Here is an 18833-nt window from a genome sequence, read left to right as displayed (position 1 = left end):
CTAGCGCAGCGTCTCCCACGGCAGGGCGTGAACCTTGTCGCGGCCGAGGGCGGCGGCGAGCGGGGGGTGTTCGAACAGGCCGGCGATGGCCGGGTCGCGCACATCCAGACCGCCGGTGAAGGCGCCGAAGGCCGGCAGGACGGCGCGGCGGCCGTCGGTGACGAAGGCGGGGCGGCGGACGCCCCGGCCGTGGGCGGCGACGCGGGCGGCGGGATGGAGGTGGCCGGCGACCTCTCCCGGCTGAACGCCCGGCTGTGGTTCGTGGATCAGGCGGAGCGAGCCGAGCGACAGGGTTTCGATGACCTGCCCCGGCAGGGCGTCCATGGCGTCGGCGAGCGCGCGGATGTCGTGGTTGCCCTCGAGCCAGATCCAGTCGCGGCCGGCGGCGAGCCGGTGCAGGCGGGCGGCGTCGTCGGGGGCCATGCGGCCGACGGATTTGGAATCGTGGAAGCTGTCGCCGAGGAGGATGACGGTGGCCGGCTGCAGGGCGTCGATCTCGGCCTCGAGCCGGTCGAGGGTGGCGCGGCTGTCGTAGGGCGGCAGCATCTGGCCGCGGGCGGCGAAGGCGGAGCCCTTCTCCAGATGCAGATCGGCGGCGATCAGGGTGCAGTGGTTCAGCACCCACAGGGCGCCGGAGCAGCGCAGCACGCAGGGCTCGCCCTCGATAGAGACGCGCAGGCCGCCGCTGGGGCAGCGCGCGGGTGACAGGGCCTGTTTAAGGGCTGCGTTCATTGGGCTCCCGCGAGTTCGGGCGGGGCGTCGGACATGACCTCAGCGATCAGGTCTTCCTCGTCGAAGCCGTAGGCGCTGGCGTCGAGGATCATCTCGGCCGCCTGACCGCCGCCGACGCGCTCGCGCCCGATCTGGACCAGCACGGGGACGCAGAAGGGCGAGGGGCGGTCCAGATGCACATGCTGGATATGGCCCTGGATGCGGGCGAGCAGCTGGCCGAGACGGGCGACGTCGAGCAGGCCGGCGGCGGCGTCGGCGCGAGCGGTCTTGAGCAGCAGATGATCGGGCTGATGGCGGCGGAGCACGTCGTAGATCAGGTCGGTCGAGAAGGTCACCTGCCGCCCGGTCTTCTCGTTCCCCGGCTGGCGTTTCTCGATCAAGCCGGAGATCAGGGCGCAATTGCGGAAGGTGCGCTTCATCATGAAGCTCTCCTCCAGCCAGGTTTCGAGATCGTCGCCGAGCATGTCGGGCTCGAACAGCCGGTCGAGGTCGAGGCCGTCCATCGGCCGGATCGACCAGATGGCGAGGGAATAGTCGGTGACGACGAAGCCGAGCGGGCCGACGCCGAGCCGGTCGAGGCGGCGTGTCAGCAGCATGCACAGAGTGGCGTGGGCCAGGCCGCCCTCGAACGGATAGGCGACGAGGAAGTGGCGGGAGCCGCGCGGGAAGGTCTCCACCAGCATGGTGTCGGCCTGCGGAATGACGGATTTCGCCTCCTGCAGCTCCAGCCACTCCTGCACATCGGGTGGCAGGACGCGCCAGTGGTCGCGGTCCTGGACCATGGCTCGGACGCGGTCGGCCAGCGAGGTCGACATTGGGAATTTCGAGCCGCCCCAGGAGGGGATCTTGGGGTCGCTGTGCTGGGCGTGGGTGACGAGGGCGTCCATGCCGGCGATGGCCTGGAAGGCCCAGACCTGACCGGCGAAGACGAAGGTGTCGCCGGGCGTCATCTGCTCGAAATAGCTCTCCTCGGCCTCCCCGACCTTGCGGCCGCCCATGAGGCGCTGACCGCGGCGGGAGGCGATGCGGACGTTGAGGGTGGCGGCGGCGACGATGGCGCCGACGTTCATGCGGTGGCGCTGGGCGGTCTGGGCGTTGCGCACCTTCCAGCGGCCCTTGGCGTCGCGGACGATGCGGGCGAACCGCTCGTAGGTGCGGAGCGCATAGCCGCCGGTGGCGACCAGATCGACCACCTCCTCGAACTGGTCGTACGTCAGGCCGCGATAGGGGCCGCAGCCTGTGATCTCGGCATAGAGGTCCTCCATCAGGAAGGGCTCGGAGCAGGCGCAGCCCATGACGTGCTGGGCGAGAGTGTCGAGGGTGCCGGTGTGGACCGGCTCCCAGTCGAACGCGTTCTCGGCCACGGCCTCGCGGGCGGCCTGGCACTCCAGCATCTCAAAGCGGCTGGCGGGAACCATGAGGGCGCGGGAGGGCTCGTCGAGGCGGTGGTTGGCGCGGCCGATGCGCTGGACGAGGCGGGAGGCGCCCTTCGGAGCGGCGAGCTGGATGACGAGGTCGACGTCGCCCCAGTCGATGCCAAGATCGAGGGTCGAGGTGCAGACGACGGCGCGCAGGTCGCCCCGCGCCATGGCCGCCTCGACCTTGCGGCGCTGCTCGGCGGCGAGGGAGCCGTGGTGCAGGCCGATGGGCAGGTTCTCGTCGTTGATCGCCCAGAGCTGCTGGAAGACGAACTCGGCCTGCCAGCGGGTGTTGACGAAGATCAGGGTCATGCCCGAGCGGCGCAGGGCGTCGTAGACCTCGGGGATGGCGTGCTGGCCGGTATGGCCGGCCCACGGGACCTTGCCCTCGGAGACGAGGACATCGACGACGGGCGGAGCGCCGGGGTCGCCGCGGACGATGGTGACGGTGGAGGCGGCGGGCACATCGCTTCCTTCTCCCCCCGAGGGAGAAGGTGGGTTGCGAAGCAACTCGGATGAGGGGGCTGTGTCCTCAGGCTGACTTTCAGGGGATGAGCGTGGGGCGGGCAGCCCCCTCATCCGGCCCTCCGGGCCACCTTCTCCCTCAAGGGGAGAAGGAAGAGGAGCGTTGGGAGAAGGCGCCAGCCAGTCCGCGATCATCTGCGGGTCGTCCACCGTGGCGGACAGGGCCACCCTCCGCATCTCCGGCGCGTATTTCTGCAACCGGCCCAGCCCCAACGAGAGAAGGTCTCCGCGCTTGCCGCTCCAGATGGCGTGGACCTCGTCGAGGACGACGCATTTCAGGTCGGCGAAATAGGATCGCGCGCCGTCCCAGGCGCAGAACAGGGCGAGCTGCTCCGGCGTCGTCAGGAGGATGTCGGGCGGGAAGTCGCGCTGGCGCTGGCGCTTGGACTGCTTCGTATCCCCTGTGCGGCTCTCGACGTGGATGTTCAGCCCGATCTCGCGGATCGGCGTCATCAGGTTGCGCTCGACGTCGGTGGTCAGCGCCTTGAGCGGCGAGAGGTAGAGGGTGTGGACGCCCGCGCCGGGGCCGGTCTCGGGCTTGGGCGCGCGCTCGGCGAGTTCGATCAGGGACGGCAGGAAACCGGCGAGGGTCTTGCCGCCGCCGGTCGGGGCGACGAGCAGGGCATGGGAGCCCGCCTGGGCGGCCGCGATCATCTCCAGCTGGTGACGCCGGGGCGCCCAGCCGCGACGCGCGAACCAGTCGGCGAAAAGCGGCGAAAGCGTTGCAGGAGCGGGCGGCGGCGTCACACCGCGCCTATAGCATGTTCCCGTTCCGTTTCACCTCCCCACAGCGTTGCTGGTCCCGACGTGACGTCGCCGGTATCATCGCCGGGCAGGAGGTGAGCGATGAACCCGACGGTGCAGGCCTTCTTCGACGACGCGACCAATACCGTGACCTATCTGGTCAACGACCCCGCGACCGGGGCGGCGGCCATCATCGATCCGGTGCTGGACTACGACGCGGAGAGCGGTGGGACCTCGACGGCCTCGGCGGACGCCGTGCTGGCGGCGGCGCGGGCGCAGGGGCTGGAAGTGGTCTGGCTGCTGGAGACCCACGCCCATGCCGATCATCTGTCGGCCGGCGATTATCTGCGCGGACTGACCGGGGCGCCGATCGGCGTCGGAGATCGTATCACCGAGGTGCAGTCGACCTTCGCAGAGCGCTTCGGCCTGCCGGTTCCGGAGGCGGCGGTGTTCGACCAGTTGTTCGCGGATGGCGACCGGTTCGCGCTGGGGAGCCTCGAGGTCGAGGTGCTGCACACGCCGGGTCATACGCCGGCCTGCATCAGCTACCGGATCGGCGATGCGGTGTTCGTCGGCGACACCCTGTTCATGCCGGATTTCGGCACGGCGCGGGCGGACTTCCCGGGCGGGGATGCGACGACGCTGTATCGATCGATCCAGAGGCTGCTGTCATTGCCGCCGGAGACGCGGGTGTTCGTCGGCCACGATTATCTGCCGAAGGACGGGCGCCGCGACTTCCGCTGGGAGACGACGATCGGGGCCGAGCGCGAGGGGAATGTCCACGTCGGCGGCGGCGCAACAGAGGCGGACTTCACCGCCATGCGGCGGGCGCGGGACGAGACCCTGCCTCCGCCGAAGCTTCTGGAACCGGCGTTGAGGGCGAACATCCGGGCGGGCGCGGTGGGGTAATGTTCCCGTTCCGTTTCCGCGCCGGAACCGCTATCTACAACCCGTGTCCACCACCACCCTCTCCTCCTCCGCAGGCCTGACCGGCGCCGAGCCCTGGCTCGTGCTGCCGGCGGCGCTGGCCGTGCCGCCGGGGGCGGGGGCTATCTGCGATGACGAGGGCCCGAGGAAGATCGGGCGGGGGGCGGCAGAGGGGGCTTTCACGACCGGGCCGGTGCTGGTGGCGCATGCGTCACTGACCGCGCGGAGGCTGGGGATCGCGCCGCCGGGGCGGTCGAGCGATCTGCTGGATGTGCTGGAGCTGTTCGCCTTCGTGCGGCCGGCAAAGTTCTGCGCGCCGTCGCCGAGCGGGCTGGCGCTGGCCATGGGGATGAGCGAGCCCAAGGGGGCGGAGGCGCAGGCAGACGCGTTGCGCAAGGCCGCGGACGGGCTGCTGAGGGAACTGGCGGAGCCGGCCTATCCGGGACGGGAGGAGGCCTTCACCCTGGCGGAGACGCTGGGGCGGGCGGGCTGGGCGTGGGCGTGGCGGGTCAGCGGAGCGCTGCAGCATCAGCCGGTGCGGGAGCGGAACCTGAGGGGATCGGGGCTGGACGCCTGGTCGCGGCTGCCCGAGTGGGAGGACGAGGCGCCGCGCGGCGAGGCGGGGTCGGCGCCGGTCGATTCCGAGAGCGCGCGCATCCGCTTGGAAAAGCTGCTGCAGGCGTCGGGGCTGGACGAGACGCGGCCGACGCAGAGCGACTACGCCGCCGAGGCCGCCTACGCCTTTTCGCCGCGCAACGAAGAGGGGCGGCCGCGGGTGCTGCTGGCCGAGGCGGGGACCGGGACGGGCAAGACGCTGGGCTATCTGGCGCCGGCGTCGTTGTGGGCCGAGCGCAATCAGGGGGCGGCCTGGGTGTCGACCTATACCCGCGCCCTGCAGCGGCAGATCGACCGCGAGAGCGCGGCCCTGTGGCCCGATCCGGTCGAACGCAAGCGCAAGACGGTCGTGCGCAAGGGACGGGAGAACTACCTGTGCCTGCTGAACCTGCAGGACATGGTGCAGGCGGCGCAGCTGGGGAACGGCGACCTGATCGGCATGGCGCTGTCCAGCCGCTGGGCGCTGCACACGCGCGACGGCGACATGACCGGGGGCGATTATCCGGGCTGGCTGCCGGGGCTGTTCGCGGTCGGGACGAGCCATCAGGCGAGCGCGGCCAATCTGGTCGACCGGCGCGGCGAGTGCGTCCACGCCGCCTGCCCGCACTACCGCACCTGTTTCGTCGAGAAGACCATCCGCGCCAGCCGCCGCGCCGATCTGGTGGTGGCCAACCATGCGCTGGTCATGACCCAGGCGGCGTTCGACGGGGCACGGTCGGCGCGGGGGCTGAAGCAGGACGGCGAGACGGCGGCTCTAAAGCGGATCGTGTTCGACGAGGGCCACCATCTGTTCGACGCGGCGGACAGCGCGTTTTCGGCCTGCCTGTCGGGGCAGGAGGCGGCGGAGCTGAGGCGCTGGATCCGGGGACCGGAGGGGCGCGGGCGGCGCGGACGCGGGCTGGAGCAGAGGCTGGGCGACCTGTGCGCCGACAACGAGGCCGCGACCAAGGCGCTGCAAGATGCGGTGCGGGCGGCGGCGCAACTGCCGGGCGAAGGCGTGTCCGGGCGGATCGCGCCGGCCTCGGGCGAGGTCAATCCGGTCGGGCCGATCGAGCGGTTCCTGCTGGCGGGGCTGGAGCAACTGAGGGCCCGGACGAGCGAGAACGCCTCCGGCTCCGGCGTCGAGTTCGGCATGGAGTGCGCCCTGCGGCCGGTGACCGATCCGGTGCTGGAGACCGCGCGGGAGGCGGCGCAGGCGCTGGCCGCGGTGGAGGCGCCGCTGCTGGCGCTGGCGCGTCATCTGGAGGACATCCTTGACGACGAGGCGGCGGAGCTGGATGGCTCGCAGCGGTCGCGGATCGAGGGGGCGCTGCGCGGGCTGGACCGGCGCGCGCGGATGACCCTGCCGGGGTGGCGGTCGATGCTGGCGGCGCTGGAGGTGTCGTCGGACGAGCCGGACCCGGACTTCGTGGACTGGCTGTCGGCAGAGGCGGCGTTCGGGCGGATCATGGACGTGGCGCTGCGGCGGCACTGGATCGACCCGACCGTGCCGCTGGAAGCGGCGGTGGTGATGCCGGCGCATGGGGTGCTGGTGACGTCGGCGACCCTGTCCGATCCGGACAGCGACGATCCATTCGACATGGCGCGGCTGAGGACCGGCTCGGCGCGGCTGATCGAGCCGGCGCGGACGCTGAAGGTGGAGAGCCCGTTCGACTATGCGGCCAATGCGCGGGTCATCGTCGTCAACGATCTGATCAAGGACGACACGCGCCAGACGGCGGCGGCGATGCGGGAGCTGTTTCTCGCGGCCGGCGGCGGAGGGCTGGGTCTGTTCACCGCCATCCGGCGGCTGAAGGCGGTCTATGAACGGCTGGGACCCGATCTGGCGAAGGCGGGGCTGCCGCTCTACGCCCAGCACGTCGATCCGCTGGAGGTGGGGGCGCTGGTCGATGTATTCCGGGCCGAGCAGGACAGCTGTCTGCTGGGCACCGACGCGGTGCGGGACGGGGTGGATGTGCCCGGGCGGTCGCTGCGGATTCTGGCGTTCGACCGGGTGCCGTGGCCGCGACCCGACCTGTTGCACAAGGCGCGGCGGGCGCGGTTCGGCGGCGAAGGCGCGGGCGGGCGAAACTTCGACGATGCGCTGGCGCGGGCGCGGATGGCGCAGGCCTTCGGGCGGCTGATCCGGCGGGCCGACGACAAGGGGGTGTTCGTCATGCTGGACGCCGCCTGCCCCACCCGGCTGTTCGGCAGCCTGCCGCCGGGAACCGAGGTGCAGCGGATGGGACTGGCGGAAGCCGTGGAGCTGGTGGGAAGCTTCCTGCAGCTGACCGGGACTCAGGCCTGAAAAGTGATCTCAACGCTCGGCGCCGAGCGGTCGGCGTCGCCGTGGAAGACGGCCTCGATGTTGTTGCCGTCGGGATCGAGCAGGAAGGCGGCGTAGTAGCCGGGATGGTAGGGCCGCTCGCCCGGCGCGCCGTTGTCCTTGCCGCCCGCGGCCAGTCCCGCCCTGTGGAAGGCCTCGACGGCCGCGCGGTCGCCGGCCTGGAAGGCGAGGTGGCAGCGGCCGGTGGGCCGGCCGGCCGCGGCTTCGCTGTCGACCGATGAGATGAACAGTTCGTCGGCCCAGAACCAGCTGTCGCCCTCCCCGCCCAAGGGCACGCCCAGAACCTCGAACACCGCCTCGTAGAAGCGGCGGCTGGCGGCGAGGTCGGCGACCACCAGCTGGACATGATCGATAAGACGGCCGCGATGCAGGGACTGGGTTTCCATTCCGGGGCTCCTTTCCGCCGGTTCCGCTTCCGTACGAACGGAACGGGAGCATCCGGCGTTCCTTGTGGGCGTTCCTCGACAGTGGCGAAGTCCACGCGATACACCCGGCTCCCGCCCCTGCTCCGCCCCGGACCATCATGACCGATCCCGCCGCCCCGCCCGTTCGCCATTCCCGCCGCGGTCTGATCATTCCGTTCGTCCTGCTGGGCGTGCTGCTGGCCGTGTGGAGTGGGTGGTGGTTCTATCTGGCCGGGCAGATCGAGACGCGGCTGGTGGTGCAGGAAGAGGCGCTGCGCGGGGCCGGATGGCGGATCACGCACGAGCCGGTGTCGGTGGGCGGATGGCCGTTCCGGACGCGGCTGGCCTTCCCGGAGGCGGTGATCGTGGCGCCGTCGGGGCATGGGGTCGCGGCGCCGGAACTGGTGGCGGAGGCCAACGCCTGGAACCCCGGACACTGGGTGATGATCGCCCCGGACGGGCTGACGCTGACCCGGGCGGGCAAGGGCCAGATCGACATCGGCGGGGACGGGGCCCGGCTGAGCGTCAGCCATCTGCGCGACCGCTTCCCCGACCTGAGGGCCGAGCTGATCCGGCCGACCTTCACGCCGCGCCAGGGGGCGGAGCCCTTCCCCATCGCCTCGGCCGAGCGAGTCCAGTTCGAGATGCGGCCGCACCTGACGAACGGGGCGGCGACGACCGACGAGCTGGACGTGCTGTTCCGCCTGCTGGAGGCGCGGGGGCGGGCGGACGGGCCGGTCGAGGCGGCCTCGCGGTCGGGGCATATGAGCATCGAGCTGGAGACGACCATCGAACAGGCCAGCCGGCTGCGCGGGGTGGATAGCGCCGGGGTGTTCGCCAACTGGACCGAGGCGGGCGGACGGTTCACGGCGGTGCGGGGCCGGCTGCTGGCGGGACACAGCAGCGCGCGGATTTCCAGCGAGGCGCTGTCGGCGCGGGCGGACGGAAGGCTGGAGGGGCGGCTGGCCCTGACCGCCGAACGGCCCGGCGAGGCCATGGCGGGGCTGGCGGGCTCGCGCTCGGGGGCGGTGAACCGGGTGGCGGCGGCGGGCGCGGCGGCGGCGGCGAGCGCACAGGGCGCCCGGCCGATGGATCTGGTGCTGCGGTTCGACAATGGCCGGACCTGGCTGGGGCCGTTCGCCCTCGCCCCCGCGCCGAAGCTGTTCTGATGCTGCAGGAACCCGCCGAGGACCCGACGCGGCTGGCGCAGGACCGCGCCGTCGTCGCGGCCGTGCGGGCGCGGCTGGCGGGGGGACGGCGCGCGTCGCCGGACGCGGACGCCATCGCCCAGAGGGATGTCTTGCAGGGCCTGACGCCGGCCGAGGCGGCGGCGGTGCGGTCGGTGCTGGGCCGGATCGAGACCGCGCACGGCGGGCCGCTGATCGTCTGGGGTCCGGCGAGTCAGGTGCTGGCCGCGGACCGGTTCGGGCTGGCGGCGCGGCTTGCGGCCAAGCCCGAGGCGGGGCTGGCGGCGGCGCGGGACGGGGCGCGGGCGCTGATGGATGTGACGCCGGCCTCGGCCTGGTGGGGGCGGCTGCTGGCGGAGCGGGACCTGCACGTCACCGCCGCCCTGCCTGACCATGGCGCGGGGCAGCCGAGGGCGCTGATGGTGGAGCGGGCGGCGCCGGGGCCGACCGGCGACGACCGGACCTTCTGGGTCACCGACAGTCCGATGACGGCGGGGCGGATCGTGGCGGCGCTGGGAGAGGCGGGACTGGCGGCCAGTCCGCTGATCGAGAGCGGCGGGTTGAAGCTGTTCGCCCTGGCGGGCTATGTGCAGGCGGAGGACGGGCGGCTGCACGACGCGCCCGGATCGCTGACCGGCGTCATCGGCGCCGCGCCCCTGTTCTGATTTCGAGGACCTTCATGACCGACGCAACCGCGCCCGCGCCCAAGCCCGGAATCCTCGACATCGCCCCCTATGTCGGCGGCAAGTCGCGCATCGAGGGCGTGGCCGAACCGATGAAGTTGTCGTCCAACGAGAATATGCTGGGGGCGGGCCAGAAGGCGCGCGAGGCGTTCGAGGCGGCGGTCCGCAACATCCACATTTATCCCGACGGCCGGGCGACCAAGCTGCGCGGGGCGGTGGCGGATCATCACGGGCTGGAGCCGGAGCGGCTGATCTTCGGCAACGGCTCGGACGAGGTCTTCGCCCTGCTGAACCAGACCTATCTGACGCCGGGCGACAACATCGTGACGGGCCAGTACGGCTTCCTCGCCTATCGCATCAGCGCCCTTGCCAATCAGGCGTCGGTCAAGCTGGCGCCGGAGCCGCAGTTCAAGGCGACGCCCGAGGCGCTGCTGGCCGAGGTCGATGAGCGGACCCGCATCGTTTACGTCTCGAGCCCGTCCAACCCGACCGGCAGCTACAACACGGCCGAGGAAATCCGGCGGCTGCACGAGGGGCTGCGGCCAGACATCCTGCTGGTCATCGACGAGGCCTATGCCGAATACGTCACCGAGCCGGACTGGGAGACCAGCTTCCCGCTGGCGCGCGACAGCGAGAACATCGTCGTCACCCGCACCTTCTCCAAGATCCATGGGCTGGGCGGGCTGCGCATCGGCTTCGGCTATGCGCCGCTGAAGGTGGCCGAAGCGGTCGACCGCATCCGCCTTCCGTTCAACGTCTCGGTGCCGGGCATCGAGGCGGCGGTGGCGGCGCTGGGCGACGAGGCGCACCAGCAGGCGTCGCGCGACCTGATTCAGACCTGGCGGCCGCGGATGACGCAGGCCATCCGGGGCTTCGGCTTCGAGGTGCTGCCCAGCGCGGGGAATTTCGTGCTGGTCCGCTTCAGCGATGCGGCGCAGGCGCAGGGCGCCAACGACTATCTGAACTCGAAGGGGGTGATCGTGCGCCCGGTCGGCGGCTACGGCCTTCCCGACTGCCTGCGCATCACCATCGGCACCGAGGATCAGAATCGTGCGGTGCTGGACGCCCTCAGCGAGTTCGCCGCCGGCTGACGGATCAGCCCCCCGACGAGCATTTGGTCTGGGCGCAGGCGATGTAGCACTGGGTCCAGGCCGGTCCGCCGCCCGGATACTGGGCGTAGCAGCGGTACTGGCATTCGATGTAGCAGAGGTCGTTCCGCTGCACCGGAGCGTTGGGCGCCTGGGCCGCGGTGGCGGTCGCCATGGCGGCGGCGAGAACAGTGAGGCTGAACAGCTTACGCATGACGGAACCCTCCATTGCGGAGGCATAACCTTGGCCTTTGCGGGGAAGTTCCCGGGCAGGGTGGTTAACCCGCGAGAGGATCAGGAGCGCCGGAAGATGCGGCTGGCGAGCCATCCCGTCAGCGCCGCCAGAAGCACGCAGAGGATGCCGTAGGTCCACGGCCGGTTATGCGCGAACTCGAAGATGTCGCGCTCGATGCCGACCTTTTCGACGGTCAGGGTGAGGTTGGAAACAGAGACGGGTTCGCCGTCCTGGAACAGCCAGACCTCGGCGAAATACTGGCCGGTGGGGGCGACCGCGGGCAGGTCGATCTCGGCCCGGAACAGGCCTTGGTCGACGAACTCCACGCCATCCGGATCGGTGTTGTAGAGCGCCGCCGCCTCGCGCAGGCGGATGACCGCGCGGCGCCAGTCCAGATAGTCCTCGCCCAGCCGGCTGACGACGACGTCGCGCACGCCGTAGCGGGTGACGGTGCGGCTTTCCTGCGGGGCGTTGATGCGCAGGTGGTCGACGCCGACGCCGAGCCGGCGCAGCTGGCCGAAGTCGGCGATGTCGCCGAGCGACCGTGTCGAGGCGGTCATGTAGAAGCCGGGCGCGCCCTCGAACAGGACGGGGCGGCTGTTCAGCCAGACGCCCATGTTGCGGGTCTTCTTGACCAGTCGGACGGGAGCGTCCGGTCCGCGCACCACGACGACGACGTCGGTGGGCGCATCGGTCGGATTGAAGACCGCGCCGTAGAGGACGATCGTGGCGCCGCGGAAGCTCGAGTCCACCCGGACCTGCGCGTCGGTCATGGCGGCGGCGACGCGGACCTGCCCGGTGGTCGCGGCGGACCGCTCGGGCGCCGGGGCCTGAATCGTCGGCGGGGGCGGCGGCAGGGCGGCGATCATCCCGCGATCCCGGGGGCGAAGGCGAACAGGTCCGACGGGCGTACGAACAGTTCCAGCCCCATCTGGATGCCGACCAGCAGCACGATCAGGCCGAGCACGGCGCGCAGTTCCTCGGCGCGGAAACGGCCCGACAGCCGGGCGCCGTACTGGGCCCCGACGACGCCGCCCAGCAGCAGGATGGTCGACAGGACGATGTCCACGGTCTGGTTGCGGCCCGCCTGCAGGATGGTCGTCATGGCGGTGGTGACGATGATCTGGAACAGGCTGGTGCCGACCACGACGCTGGCGCGCATCCGCAGCACATAGAGCATGGCGGGGACGAGGATGAAGCCGCCGCCGACCCCCATGATGGCAGAGAGCACGCCGGCGAAGGCGCCGAGGGCGAATGGCGGAATGGCGCTGATGTAGAGGCCGGAGCGCGGGAAGCGCATGCGCAGCGGCAGGCCGTAGAGCCACAGCGGCCGGCGCCGTTCCTTGTGCGGGATGACCTCCCCGCGCACCCGGCGCAGGATCTGGCCGAGGCTCTCATAGAGCATGAGCGTGCCGATGGCGCCGAGGAACAGCAGGTATGACAGGGCGACGGCCAGATCGGCCTGGCCGAGCAGGCGCAGATAGCGGAACAGCTCGACCCCGAGCAGCGCGCCGATGACCCCGCCCAGGGCCATGACGCCGCCGATGCGGTAATCGACCGCCTTCTGTTTGGTGTAGCTGATCACGCCGGAGGTCGAGGAGGCGACGACATGGCTGGCCTGGCTGGCCACGGCGACCGAGGGCGGGATGCCGAGGAAGATCAGGATCGGGGCCATCAGGAAGCCGCCGCCGATGCCGAATAGCCCGGACACGAATCCGACCGTCGCTCCCAGCAGGACCAGGAGCGGCCAGTTCACCGAAACCTCGGCGATCGGCAGATAGATATCCAAAGGACGCGCCTTCGGCTGGAACTGAGGCTAGGCGCCGGAAAGGCGACGGTGACTGTGTGTCCTAGACTCATGCGGCGGAGACCGCCACCGCACGCGCCAGAAAGGCTAGGCGCCCACCCGCCTCAGGCGAGCGGCTCGACCTGGAAGGCGTCCGCCGCCGCACGGGCCGCGCCGCGCTCGGGCGCCGGGATGGCGATGCGCAGCCGCTCGACCGCCGCCTGGGCGTCGCCGTCGCCGGCGCGCGCCGCGATCAGGTACCATTTGTAGGCTTCGCCGAGGTCGGGCTGGATGCCTTCGTCGCCACTCTCATAGAGTTTGGCGACGTTGAACTGGCTGTCGACGAGGCCGCGCTCGGCCGCCTTGCGGAGCCAGTTGAGCGCCTCGCCGCGATCCTGCGCGCCGCCGACGCCGTCGAACAGATACATGCCGTAGGCGTGCATGCCGCGGGCGTCGCCGCTGTCGGCCGCCTTGCGCGCCCAGACGCGGGCTTCGCGGGGGCTGGCCGTCAGACCCTTGCCGCCTTCCTGATACAGGCCGGCGAGGTGCAGCTGGGCCGGAGCGTTGCCGAGACCGGCGGCCTGTTTCAGCACGTCGATCCCCGTCGCGTCGTCGGCGTCGAGCAGTTCGACGGCCTGACGATACAGGTCGGCGCCTTTGACCGGATCGACGGCGACCGCGTCGGTCGGGGTGATGGCGAGGGCGGCGATCGGCTGGGCCTCGTTATCGCCGGCCGATCCGCCCAGACCGGGAATGTTGATCCCCATGCCGGTCAGTTCGCCGAAGGCTGCGGCGCCGCCGGCGGTCAGCAGCACGGCCACGGCCGACGCGCCGAGCGCCTTGCGAACGGTGTCGCCACCCTTGGCCTGTTTGTCGAGCCGCTCCTGCAGCCTGGACTTGCCGCCGCGCTTGAGGCCGAAGCCGGAGCGGGCGGGAGCTTCCTCCGGCGCGGCCATGGCGGCGCGAGCAGCGTCGATGGCCTGACGCGTCGAGGAGGCGCGGCCCTGGGCAGCGGCGGCGCGAAGGGCGCGCGGATCGACGAAATCGGTCTCGGCGGCGAAGTCCTCGTGGCCGGAATCGAAGGCCTCGGGCGCGGTGGCGGCCAGTGCGTCGGAGACGTCGGCGCCGCCGAAGCCCTGACCGAAGGCGGGCTGGGCCGCGACCGGCGGCGGGGTGAAGGTCTGCGGCTGCGGCTGGGCTTGGGGGTGGGCCGGCGGCGCGCTCACCTCCTCCGCGAACGTCGGCTCGGCGAAGGTGGGTTCGGGCGCGCGGCTGCCGAACGGAGTCGCGGGCTGGGCGCCGGCGGCGAGCGGACCGCGCATGATGGCGTCGAAGACGGCGTCGGCCGTCAGCGGTTCGTCGCCCGAGCGGGCTGCGGGTTCCGGCTCCGGATCGGGCGGGGCGAGCTCGGCGGACCAGGCCTGCTGTTCCGCGAACACCGGATCGTCGTAGCCGGCGTCGGCCGGGTCGAAGGCGGCGGGCTCCGGATAGGCCGGTTCGGCGTAGGACGCCTCAGGGAAGGCGGCGTCGGGGAATGCAGCGTCGGGGAAGGCCGCGGCGCGCCAGTCCGGCTGAGCCGTCTCGGGCGGGGGCGCAGGCGTGGGCTCGGCGCGGCGGCCGATGTTCTGGCGGGCCTCGGCGATCAGGGCGGCGGTGCGCTCTTCCGACATACGCATGCGCTCGGCCAGTTCGCCCGAGGCGCGGTCGTAGTGCTGCTCGATGCGGCTGGAGCTGTCGACGAGGCGGCGGCCGATGTCTTCCAGCGCCTGCTGCGAGCGGCGCTCGGACTGGGCGATGCGCTCGCTGAGCCGGTCGGAGATGCGGGTGATCTCGCCGCCAAGCTTCTCGAGGGCGAGGGCATGACGGTCGTCGGCGGCGACGAGGCGCTGCTCCAGACCCTGGGCCAGACGGCCCATGTCGGTTTCGACCTTGCGGCTGACGACTTCGGTGAGTTGTTCCAGACGGGCGGCGCCGTCGGTCTCGATGGCGCCGACGCGGCCGTTGAGGTTCTGGGCGATGCGCAGGACTTCGTGGCCCATGGCCTCGACGGCCCGGGCGGAGCGTTCCTCGGACGCCTTGACCTGATCGCCGATGGCGAGGACGGCGCGCTCGATGCGGTCCATCCGGCCTTCGGTCTCGGCCGTGTCCATCCGGCGCATCATCTCGGCGCGATTGGCCTCGACCTGACGGCTGAGGGTTTCGGCGAGTTTCTCGAAACGCGCGGCCTCGCGGACGCTTTCCGGCTCGACGCGGGACTCGGCGGCGCGGAGGCGCTGGTCCAGATCAGCGAAGGAGCGCTCCAGCCCGCGCAGGGCCTCGGTGGTGCGGGTCTGGGCCTGATCGAGACGCTGGCCGACCTGGGCCAGCATGTCCGAGCCGACGCCGGGACCGGCGACCTTTTCAACCGCATCCATACGCTGGCGCAGTTCGTTGACGCTGCCGCGCTGGCGCTCCTCGATGTCGTAGAGCCGACCGGCGAGCGCGCCGAGGGTGGTCTCGACCTTGCCGAAGGTTTCGGCGGTCTTGGGCCCGACTTCCTGCTCGAAGCGGCGCAGGCGGCGATGGCCCTCGCGCAGTTCCTCGGCGATGTCGTCGATGCGGCGGCCGGTCGAGCGGTCCGTCTCTTCCTGGCCGTCGAGGCGGCGAACGAGGCCGGAGACGGCCTGGTCCACGCCCTGGATCGCCACGGTCGAGCGGCGCTCGGCCGCCTCGAGGCGGCTGGCGATGGCGTCGATGGAGGCGCCGAGACGGTGCCACGGCTCCTCGGCGCCGCCATAGGCGTCATCGACGCGGCGGCTGCGGCCACGGCGATCGAAGCTTTCGGCGGCGTGGGGACGGCGCGACAGGGGCACGACGCCCTCGTCATCGTCGCCGTCTTCCATGATCATGGTGTTGAGCCACTCGCCCAGGGTCATGCCGGAGCGGCGGGCGAGGTCCTTGGCGATCTCACGCGCCCGGGGCTCGATCCCCTTTACGCTCCACGGCGCGGCTGCGCTCACTGATTCGCCTCCCGACCTTTGACTCAAGGCTACTCATCCAGATCAGGGGTGTAAACGCGCGGTTAACCCCAAGATGTAGGGGCCGACCATCTTCCTGTGGAAAGCCCTCACACCGCTCCGGAGTCTCGCGCCGGAAGCGTTAACGGGGCGTGAAGATTAACGCCTCCGAAAGGAGTTTGGCGCTTGCGCGTACGCCCGGGGCGCGCCAGTCAGCGGCCATGACCATGTCCGTGACCCTCGGCCTGATCGCCGCCTTCATAGCCGCCGCCGTGTTCGCGGGCTGGCGAGGCGCAAGGCCGGCCCAGCCGCACCTCGGCGTGCGCATGGTCCCGTGGCGCTTCATCATGATCCTGTCGGCCGCGGTGGTCGTGCTGCTGCTGGTGCATCTGGCCGCGCTCGCGGGCCTGCCGCAGCGGGGCCGCTAGGGAACCGGCGACAGGCCGAGCCATTCCTGATCGACCCCCAAGATCAGGAGACGCCGACATGGCCGACAAGACTCTGACCGCCGCCGAAGCCGAGGACGCCTTCTGGGACAGCCTCAAGAAGTCGAACACCGGCCTGCTGGGCCTAGACCAGCCGGGCTACCACGCCCAGCCGATGACCGCCTTCCGCGAGCAGGAGACGGGCACGATCTGGTTCTTCACCCGCGACGATACCGATCTGGCGAAGGACGCGGCGGTGGGAACGGGGCAGAGCGCCATGTTCCACTATGGCTCGAAGGACCAGAACGTCTGGGCCTGCATCCACGGCGAGCTGTCGGTGCACGGCCATGACCGCGAGATCGTCGACCGCTACTGGAACCCGGTGCTGGCCGCCTGGTATCCTGAGGGAAAGGACGATCCGAAGCTGACCATCCTGAAGTTCGACGCCGACGACGGCCGGGTCTGGGTCAACGAGGGCGGCTTCTTCAAATTCGCCTACGAGATCGCCAAGGCCAATGCGACGAAGACTCTGCCGGATTCGGGCGGCGTGGCGGATGTGAACCTGCAGTAGGCGTCAGCCGGCGAAACACCAGGCCAGCACGGCCTTCTGGGCGTGGATGCGGTTTTCGGCCTCGTCCCAGACGAGGGAGCTGGGGCCGTCGATGACGGCGTCGGTGACTTCCTCGCCGCGGTGGGCGGGGAGGCAGTGGAGGAAGACCGCATCGGCGGCGGCGGCCTCCATCAGGCCGTCATCTACGCCGTAGCCGTCGAAGGCCTCGAGCCGGGCTTCATAGTCCTGATCGCCCATCGACACCCAGGTGTCGGTGACGACGACGTCGGCGCCCTGCACCGCCTCGCGCGGGTCACTGGTCAGGCTGACGTGGTTTCCGCCGCGGGCGAGGTCGTGCAGATCGGGATGGTAGTCCGCCGGGCAGGCGACCTGCAGGTGGAAGCCGAGCTTGGGCGCGGCGTGCATGAAGCTGTGGCAGACGTTGTTGCCGTCCCCGACCCACGCGATCGTCTTGCCGGCGATGGGGCCGCGGGCCTCCTCGATGGTCAGGATGTCGGCGAGGATCTGGCAGGGGTGCGAGCGGTCCGTCAGGCCGTTGATCACCGGTACGGTTGCGACGCGGGCGAAACGTTCGACGTCCTCGTGGCTGTTGGCGCGGATCATCACGGCGTCGACCATGCGCGACAGGACGCGGGAGGTGTCCTCGACCGGCTCGCCGCGGCCCAGCTGCATATCGTCGGCATTGGCGATGATCGAGGCCCCGCCCAGCTGGCGGATGGCCGCGTCGAAGCTGAAGCGGGTGCGGGTCGAGTTCTTCTCGAACACCATGGCGAGGACGCGGTCGCGAGCGGGCGCATCGGCGTCGACGCGGCCCTTGGGCCAGCCCTTGCGCGCCTGTTTGCGGGCGTGGGCGTCGTCGAGGATGGCGCGCAGTTCCTCGGCTTCGAGGCGGTACAGGTCGAGGAAGTGGCGGACCATGGTCAGGCCGCCAGCTTGCCGCGTGCGACTTCGCAGGTCTTCTCGAAGCGTTCGACGGCCTCGCGGGCCTCTTCGAGGGTCAGGTTCAGGGGCGGCAGGATGCGGACGCAGTTGTCGCCGCCGCCGGCGACCAGCAGCTGCTGCGTGTCGCGGGCCCAGCCCATGAATTCGCGGTTGTTCGGCACCAGCTTGACGCCGAGCAGCAGGCCCTTGCCCCGCACGTCGACGATGATGTCGGGGAAGCGCTGGGCGAGGCCGTGCAGCTGCTGCTTCAGATAGCCGGCGATCTCGTTGACGTGGGCCAGGGTCTCCGGCTTGGAGATTTCGCCGAAGGCCGCGCCGCCGACGGCCATGGCCAGCGGGTTGCCGCCGAAGGTCGAGCCGTGCACCCCGACCGTCATGCCCTTGGCCGCGTGGGCGGTGGCGAGGCAGGCGCCGATCGGGAAGCCGCCGCCGAGGGCTTTCGCCACGGCCATGATGTCGGGCGTCATGCCGGCCCATTCGTGGGCCCAAAGCTTGCCGGTCCGGCCCATGCCGCACTGGACCTCGTCGAAGATGATCAGGACGCCGGTCTCGTCGGCCATCTGGCGCATCCAGCGCAGGTCCTCGTCGGGCGTTGCGCGGCAGCCGCCCTCACCCTGCACGGGTTCGAGGATGACGGCGCAGGTGGTCGGATTGCGGAACGCGGCCTCAAGGGCCTCCTTGTCGCCCCAGACCAGCTGGTGGAACCCCTCCATCTTCGGTCCGAAGCCCTCGGTGTAGCTGGGGTTGGCCGCGGCGTTGATCGCGCCATAGGTGCGGCCGTGGAACGAGCCGTCGAAGCCGTAGATGTCGATCCGCTCGGGCTGGCCGTTGGCGACGTGGTGGCGGCGCGCCGTCTTCAGGGCGCACTCGACGGCTTCCGTGCCGGAATTGGTGAAGAAGACCACGTCGGCGAACGACTTGTCGCAGAGCGCATCCGCGAGCGCTTCCTGACCGGGAATCTTGAAGATGTTGGAGACGTGCCAGAGCTTCTCCGCCTGATCCTTGACGGCCTGGACGAGGATCGGATTGGCGTGTCCGAGCGCATTGGTCGAGATGCCCATGACGCAGTCGAGGTATTCGGTCCCGTCCTTCGCCCACAGACGCGCGCCCTGACCACGATCCACCTCCAGCGGCGCGCGGTTGTAGACACCCATCAGATGTTCAGTGGACACGGGAGCAGACCTCCAAAAGCGAGACGGCCCCGGCGCGGAAGGCGTCGGGACCGCTTG

General features: G+C 70.8%; 16 protein-coding genes. 7 read left to right on the top strand and 9 right to left on the bottom strand.

Translation table 11 applies throughout. From position 1 onward, the window contains the following. Both pdeM and GGQ87_RS06700 read right to left on the bottom strand, forming a co-directional pair. Positions 1-732: a ligase-associated DNA damage response endonuclease PdeM gene (gene pdeM / locus GGQ87_RS06705; protein WP_168045895.1), complete on the bottom strand. Its 732-nt coding sequence runs from the start codon at positions 730-732 to the stop codon at positions 1-3. After that, a complete protein-coding gene (locus GGQ87_RS06700) occupies positions 729-3422 on the bottom strand; it encodes a DEAD/DEAH box helicase (RefSeq protein WP_168045894.1) in 2694 nt (897 codons plus the stop codon). Before GGQ87_RS06700 ends, pdeM begins: the two co-directional genes overlap by 4 nt. Before the next feature lie 99 nt (positions 3423-3521). Between GGQ87_RS06700 and GGQ87_RS06695 the strand changes: the two genes are divergently transcribed. Both GGQ87_RS06695 and GGQ87_RS06690 read left to right on the top strand, forming a co-directional pair. Next, complete coding sequence (locus tag GGQ87_RS06695; RefSeq protein WP_168045893.1) at positions 3522-4328, top strand: MBL fold metallo-hydrolase; 807 nt, start codon at positions 3522-3524, stop codon at positions 4326-4328. Positions 4329-4371: 43 nt separating this feature from the next. Continuing rightward, positions 4372-7248: a helicase C-terminal domain-containing protein gene (locus GGQ87_RS06690; RefSeq protein ID WP_168045892.1), complete on the top strand. Its 2877-nt coding sequence runs from the start codon at positions 4372-4374 to the stop codon at positions 7246-7248. Here the strand turns inward: GGQ87_RS06690 and GGQ87_RS06685 are convergent. Continuing rightward, positions 7239-7673 (bottom strand): VOC family protein, encoded by a 435-nt coding sequence (locus GGQ87_RS06685; RefSeq protein WP_168045891.1) that lies wholly within the window; start codon positions 7671-7673, stop codon positions 7239-7241. The genes GGQ87_RS06690 and GGQ87_RS06685 overlap by 10 nt on opposite strands. A gap of 137 nt (positions 7674-7810) precedes the next feature. On the opposite strand from GGQ87_RS06685, the gene GGQ87_RS06680 reads away from it, so the two are divergent. Genes GGQ87_RS06680 through hisC form a run of 3 tightly spaced genes read left to right on the top strand, consistent with a single transcriptional unit; the run spans position 7811 to position 10652 of the window. Continuing rightward, positions 7811-8860, top strand: coding sequence for a DUF2125 domain-containing protein (locus GGQ87_RS06680; RefSeq protein ID WP_168045890.1), 1050 nt, complete (start codon positions 7811-7813; stop codon positions 8858-8860). Next, entirely contained in the window at positions 8860-9543 is a 684-nt protein-coding gene (locus GGQ87_RS06675) for a hypothetical protein (RefSeq protein ID WP_168045889.1), read from the top strand. The genes GGQ87_RS06680 and GGQ87_RS06675 overlap by 1 nt, the downstream gene beginning before the upstream one ends. Positions 9544-9557: 14 nt before the next feature. Next, positions 9558-10652, top strand: a complete 1095-nt coding sequence (gene hisC, locus GGQ87_RS06670) for a histidinol-phosphate transaminase (protein WP_168045888.1) — start codon at positions 9558-9560, stop codon at positions 10650-10652. 4 nt (positions 10653-10656) lie between these two features. On the opposite strand, the gene GGQ87_RS06665 is transcribed toward hisC, so the two are convergent. From GGQ87_RS06665 to GGQ87_RS06650, 4 genes are all read right to left on the bottom strand, one after another. Then, positions 10657-10863 (bottom strand): hypothetical protein, encoded by a 207-nt coding sequence (locus GGQ87_RS06665; RefSeq protein ID WP_168045887.1) that lies wholly within the window; start codon positions 10861-10863, stop codon positions 10657-10659. 80 nt (positions 10864-10943) lie between these two features. Further along, positions 10944-11753: a TIGR02186 family protein gene (locus tag GGQ87_RS06660; protein WP_168045886.1), complete on the bottom strand. Its 810-nt coding sequence runs from the start codon at positions 11751-11753 to the stop codon at positions 10944-10946. Next, positions 11750-12673 (bottom strand): sulfite exporter TauE/SafE family protein, encoded by a 924-nt coding sequence (locus GGQ87_RS06655; RefSeq protein ID WP_168045885.1) that lies wholly within the window; start codon positions 12671-12673, stop codon positions 11750-11752. Before GGQ87_RS06655 ends, GGQ87_RS06660 begins: the two co-directional genes overlap by 4 nt. Positions 12674-12795: 122 nt before the next feature. Continuing rightward, positions 12796-15669: an SEL1-like repeat protein gene (locus GGQ87_RS06650; RefSeq protein WP_342448316.1), complete on the bottom strand. Its 2874-nt coding sequence runs from the start codon at positions 15667-15669 to the stop codon at positions 12796-12798. A gap of 218 nt (positions 15670-15887) precedes the next feature. On the opposite strand from GGQ87_RS06650, the gene GGQ87_RS06645 reads away from it, so the two are divergent. Together GGQ87_RS06645 and GGQ87_RS06640 are read left to right on the top strand one after the other, a co-directional pair. Further along, complete coding sequence (locus GGQ87_RS06645) at positions 15888-16094, top strand: hypothetical protein (protein WP_168045884.1); 207 nt, start codon at positions 15888-15890, stop codon at positions 16092-16094. A 58-nt stretch (positions 16095-16152) separates the two neighbouring features. After that, positions 16153-16662 carry a pyridoxamine 5'-phosphate oxidase family protein gene (locus GGQ87_RS06640; RefSeq protein WP_168045883.1) on the top strand — a complete coding sequence of 170 codons (510 nt, stop codon included), beginning with the start codon at positions 16153-16155 and terminating at the stop codon, positions 16660-16662. Between the two features lie 3 nt (positions 16663-16665). Here GGQ87_RS06640 and argF read toward each other — a convergent pair whose 3' ends face one another. Both argF and GGQ87_RS06630 read right to left on the bottom strand, forming a co-directional pair. Then, a complete protein-coding gene (gene argF / locus GGQ87_RS06635; protein ID WP_168047380.1) occupies positions 16666-17586 on the bottom strand; it encodes an ornithine carbamoyltransferase in 921 nt (306 codons plus the stop codon). Beyond that, on the bottom strand, positions 17583-18776 hold the full coding sequence (locus GGQ87_RS06630) for an aspartate aminotransferase family protein (RefSeq protein ID WP_342448315.1): 1194 nt from the start codon (positions 18774-18776) through the stop codon (positions 17583-17585). The genes argF and GGQ87_RS06630 overlap by 4 nt, the downstream gene beginning before the upstream one ends. Between the last annotated feature and the right edge of the window lie 57 nt (positions 18777-18833).

The sequence above is a fragment of the Brevundimonas alba genome (assembly GCF_011927945.1).
In the GTDB taxonomy this organism is placed as follows: Bacteria; Pseudomonadota; Alphaproteobacteria; order Caulobacterales; family Caulobacteraceae; genus Brevundimonas; species Brevundimonas alba.
This window is presented reverse-complemented; position numbering and strand designations above follow the sequence as displayed.

Excerpts from the sequence above, each read along its gene's own strand:
- GGQ87_RS06645 (WP_168045884.1), top strand. The coding sequence starts at position 15,888 with ATGACCATGTCCGTGACCCTCGGCCTGATCGCCGCCTTCATAGCCGCC.
- pdeM (WP_168045895.1), bottom strand. The coding sequence starts at position 732 with ATGAACGCAGCCCTTAAACAGGCCCTGTCACCCGCGCGCTGCCCCAGC.
- GGQ87_RS06660 (WP_168045886.1), bottom strand. The coding sequence starts at position 11,753 with ATGATCGCCGCCCTGCCGCCGCCCCCGCCGACGATTCAGGCCCCGGCG.
- GGQ87_RS06665 (WP_168045887.1), bottom strand. The coding sequence starts at position 10,863 with ATGCGTAAGCTGTTCAGCCTCACTGTTCTCGCCGCCGCCATGGCGACC.
- hisC (WP_168045888.1), top strand. The coding sequence starts at position 9,558 with ATGACCGACGCAACCGCGCCCGCGCCCAAGCCCGGAATCCTCGACATC.
- GGQ87_RS06680 (WP_168045890.1), top strand. The coding sequence starts at position 7,811 with ATGACCGATCCCGCCGCCCCGCCCGTTCGCCATTCCCGCCGCGGTCTG.
- GGQ87_RS06640 (WP_168045883.1), top strand. The coding sequence starts at position 16,153 with ATGGCCGACAAGACTCTGACCGCCGCCGAAGCCGAGGACGCCTTCTGG.
- GGQ87_RS06695 (WP_168045893.1), top strand. The coding sequence starts at position 3,522 with ATGAACCCGACGGTGCAGGCCTTCTTCGACGACGCGACCAATACCGTG.
- GGQ87_RS06675 (WP_168045889.1), top strand. The coding sequence starts at position 8,860 with ATGCTGCAGGAACCCGCCGAGGACCCGACGCGGCTGGCGCAGGACCGC.
- GGQ87_RS06685 (WP_168045891.1), bottom strand. The coding sequence starts at position 7,673 with ATGGAAACCCAGTCCCTGCATCGCGGCCGTCTTATCGATCATGTCCAG.